This is a genomic window from Boseongicola sp., from assembly GCF_057460485.1.
In genome coordinates this window covers 1-3,921 of sequence record NZ_JBVCWP010000332.1, presented here as the reverse complement: position 1 = coordinate 3,921, position 3,921 = coordinate 1, and the positions used below count along the sequence as shown (strand labels likewise).

At 57.5% G+C, this 3,921-nt stretch carries 5 protein-coding genes; 4 read left to right on the top strand and 1 reads right to left on the bottom strand.

What is annotated here, in order from left to right; all coding sequences use genetic code 11:
• The 4 genes from ftsY to AC221Y_RS21430 form a co-directional block, all read left to right on the top strand.
• Positions 1 to 1,173 (top strand): signal recognition particle-docking protein FtsY (gene ftsY, locus AC221Y_RS21445; protein WP_486708364.1); only part of this gene is annotated, 1,173 nt, incomplete at its 5' end.
• Positions 1,170 to 2,069: a hypothetical protein gene (locus AC221Y_RS21440; RefSeq protein WP_299749355.1), complete on the top strand. Its 900-nt coding sequence runs from the start codon at positions 1,170 to 1,172 to the stop codon at positions 2,067 to 2,069. The genes ftsY and AC221Y_RS21440, both read left to right, overlap by 4 nt.
• Complete coding sequence (locus AC221Y_RS21435; RefSeq protein ID WP_486708363.1) at positions 2,066 to 2,965, top strand: EamA family transporter; 900 nt, start codon at positions 2,066 to 2,068, stop codon at positions 2,963 to 2,965. Before AC221Y_RS21440 ends, AC221Y_RS21435 begins: the two co-directional genes overlap by 4 nt.
• Positions 2,966 to 3,038: 73 nt before the next feature.
• On the top strand, positions 3,039 to 3,650 hold the full coding sequence (locus tag AC221Y_RS21430; RefSeq protein ID WP_299757478.1) for an inner membrane-spanning protein YciB: 612 nt from the start codon (positions 3,039 to 3,041) through the stop codon (positions 3,648 to 3,650).
• On the opposite strand, the gene AC221Y_RS21425 is transcribed toward AC221Y_RS21430, so the two are convergent.
• Entirely contained in the window at positions 3,647 to 3,796 is a 150-nt protein-coding gene (locus tag AC221Y_RS21425) for a hypothetical protein (protein WP_486708362.1), read from the bottom strand. The genes AC221Y_RS21430 and AC221Y_RS21425 overlap by 4 nt on opposite strands.
• Positions 3,797 to 3,921 lie beyond the last annotated feature (125 nt).

Below are 3,921 nucleotides of genomic sequence, written 5' to 3'. Positions count from 1 at the left end.
GAGCCAGAGCCAGAGCCAGAGCCAGAGCCAGAGCCAGAGCCAGAGCCAGAGCCAGAGCCAGAGCCAGAGCCAGAGCCAGAGCCAGAGCCAGAGCAAGTCGATCATCAAGAGATCGACGATGCCGACCAAGCGATTGCGCAGCAAACGCCGCGAAGGACAGAGCCAGTCGACCCTAAAGAGATCGAGGACGCCCAACCAGAGAGGCCGGAACCAACTCCAACTCCAACTCCAACTCCAACCCCAATCCCGGTTGAAACTGTTTCGGATGCGGCTCGCGAACCTGCCAAGCCGGGCCTTTTCGGGCGTATCTTCGGTCGTACTGAACAAAAAGCCGTTGTCCGCCGTACCCTTGATGATGATATGTTGGAACAGATCGAGGAACTCCTCATCTCTGCTGACATGGGCGTCGAAACCTCTATGCGTGTCACGGCCAATATGGCCGAGGGTCGCTTGGGTAAAAAGTTCTCGACCGACGAACTTAAGGACATGATGGCCAGCGAAATTGCCCGCATCATGGAACCCGTCGCCAAGCCCATGCCGATCTATCAAAAACGCCCGCAGGTGGTGCTGGTTGTTGGCGTAAACGGCTCGGGAAAAACCACAACCATCGGCAAACTGGCCTCGCAATTCCGCGCCGCAGGCAAGACCGTCGTTATCGCTGCGGGCGACACGTTCCGTGCGGCGGCAGTCGAACAGTTGCAAGTCTGGGGTGACCGCGCAGGCGTGCCGGTGATGACTGCGCCCGAGGGCTCTGACCCCGCCAGCCTTGCATATGACGCCATGACCAAAGCAGAGGCGGACGGTGCTGATCTTTTGATGATCGACACCGCAGGCCGCCTTCAAAACCGCGCTGACCTCATGGAAGAACTTGCCAAGATCGTGCGAGTCATCCGCAAAAAAGACCCCGAGGCGCCTCATAACACACTTCTCGTGCTTGACGCGACGACGGGTCAAAACGCGCTCAACCAAGTTGAGATCTTCCAGAAAATCGCAGACGTCTCAGGCCTCATCATGACCAAACTTGATGGCACCGCAAAAGGCGGCGTCCTTGTCGCGCTTGCCGACCGCTTCGGCCTGCCAATCCACGCCATCGGCGTCGGCGAGCAAATCGACGATCTCGCGCCGTTCGACCCCCGCGAATTCGCCGCCGCCCTTACGGGGTTGGAAGAGTGAGATATCTGGCCGCGATCGTTCTTGCGGTTGCGCCAACCATCGTAACAGCCGATTGCTCTAGTGAGCGCGCGATCCTTCTGTCGGCACTACACAGTAGCAATTACACGCTTCAAGACCCCGGCACATTCGCCGAAGATCAAGGCACCTGCCGCCAAAGCGACCTTGTCCTTGCGCAAGACATTCTCACCATAGAAGTAGCCTCACTTATCTGGCGTCTTGAGGGCATTGAGGCTCTAACGATCGGCAGCGGACGGATCAGCTTAACAGGCGATCTTGACGGATTGCGGATAACGCCGCGCACCGAAGACGCATGGATCAGCTATATGCTGGCCGAGCAAAACCGTCGGAACGACATCGACGCCACACTCTTTGTCTGGTGGGATTTTCCTGACGGGCGCTTTGAACTTGCCTCGCTGGATATCGATTTTCCGGGCGAAAACCGTTTTTCTTACGGGTTCCGCGCAACCGGCGTTTCGCCTCAACTCCTGACGGGGGATACGACTGCCCTTAAAACCCTCATGCTTGAACATTTGACGCTTGAGGTCGAAAATCGCGGTTTCGCCGACGGATTGATCCTTGGCGCCATGATTGGCAAGCTTTCCGCAGTTCCGGGCTCTCCGGAAAGCGTTATAGATGGCACGAAACGCGACCTGCGCGCGCTTGTGTCGAACCTTCCCGGCAATGTGTTTGACGCGGATACAAAGGCCGCTCTGGTTGCCCTGATCACCGCAGGCCCCGTGCCCTGGGGCGAGGTTTTTGTCCAGATCGCAACCCAGTCGCCCATCCCTCTGGCCCCGTTCTTGAGCCTTGGCGCCATAACGCCCGACACCCTAAGTGCGGCCTTCCTCGGCGGCACAGTCAGCGTTATTTTCAAAGAGGAAACGGTCGAAAATTGAGCGAATGGCTGATTTCTCTCGAAGGCACGGACCAAGGCCGCCAGGTCGCACTTGGTCTCGCCCTCATGGCAGCCGTGCTCCATGCGCTATTCGGAGCGCTGCAAAAAGGGCGCTTTGACCCTTACACAACCCGCTCAGCCATCGACGCCTGTTACGCACTGATTGCACTCCCGTTCGCGCTGTTTTTTGTGCCGTGGCCCGAAGCCGATGTCTGGCCTTTGTTCGCGGTCGCCTGGGTCATCCACGTGGGCTACAAACTTGCCCAAGCCGCGGCCTATTCAGCCGGCGCCTACACCGTCGTCTACCCCGTCGTGCGCGGCATCGGCCCGGTCTTCACAGTGATTGGCGCGGGCATCCTTTTCGACGAACGCTTCGCTGCCATACAATGGCTAGGTGTCGCGATGTTGGCCAGCGGCATCCTCGGCCTTGCGGTTTACAACCTACGTCATGTCACCAGCGACCGCGCGCGGCTGCCGCTTGCCCTTGGCTTTGCCGCAATGACTGGCGGTTTCGTCGCTCTCTATACGACTTGGGACGCCTTCGTCATCCGGGCAACCGCCGATCCGCTGACCTTTGTTGCATGGTTTTTCCTGATCGACGGAATCGCCTTTCCCGCCGCCTATCTAATCCTCAATAAGGGCCGTGTCCCAACCCCCTTTTCACCGCTTCTCAAAGTCGGCATTGCAGGAGCGATCGTTGCAATTTTCTCGTTTGGTGGCATCATGTTAGCCACACGCCTCGACAAAGTCGGAGAAGCCGCCGTGTTGCGGGAAACCTCGGTCGTTTTCGCCGCCCTCATCGCCTATTTGTTCTGGGGCGAAAAGGTCGGCCCGCGTCGCCTGGCGCTTATGGGCCTTATCGCGCTTGGAGCTGTCGTGGTTGAGGTTGGTGGATAAGCCGAGGTTCGTGAAACCAATTTTTGCCCCATGACACATTGCAGGGACGCACGGCGAAGGTTAGGTGACCCGGATGAATGAAAAAGCGCTCAACCCGATTGTGAAACAGGTCCTCGAACTTGGGCCGCCGCTTCTGTTTTTCGCAGCCTACCTTAAGATGCGCGAGCAGACCTACACCATAGGCGGCACTGAATACGATGGGTTCATTGTTGCCGCGGGTGTTTTCGTGCCGATTTTGCTCGCCAGCATCGCGATCCTTTGGAAACTCACGGGAAAACTTAGCCGGATGCAGGTTTTCACCGCTGTGATGGTGATTTTGTTCGGCGGTCTCACGGTCTGGTTTAATGACGAACGGTTCTTCAAGATGAAAACCACACTGGTCTATGGGCTTTTCGCGGTGATCCTTGGAATTGGGCTGGCACAGGGGCGGTCATACCTTGCCTGGGTTATGGCCGAATTTCTGCCTATGACCGACGAAGGCTGGATGAAGCTGACCAAGCGTCTTGCATTGTTCTTCTCAGGCCTCGCCGTTGCCAACGAAATCATCTGGCGCACGATGTCTACTGATGCGTGGGTGAAAATCGAAACCTTCGGCTTTCCGGTTCTGATGTTTGTCTTCCTGTGGTCACAGATCATGGGCTTGCAAGACCACATCATTGAAGACGAGACCGACAAGACCACCTAGTAAAAAAGCGCGTCGGTGTCGTTGCGTGCTTCCAACGTCTTCAGAACCTGTCGCTCCAGCCGGCCGAGAAACCGAACGCCCCCAGTGCGGCCCTCACTCCATTGCACAAGCGCAAGGATGGCTGCATTCTTCAGGCACAATTCCACCGCCACTCCCGCGAGATATTCAGTAGCAAAACCGACAGAACCTCACCGTGCGCCACAAGAAGCGCAGCGACCTTAACTGCGTGTCAAGAAGGGCGATAGTCGCCGGGCGGCCGTAGTATCATCTC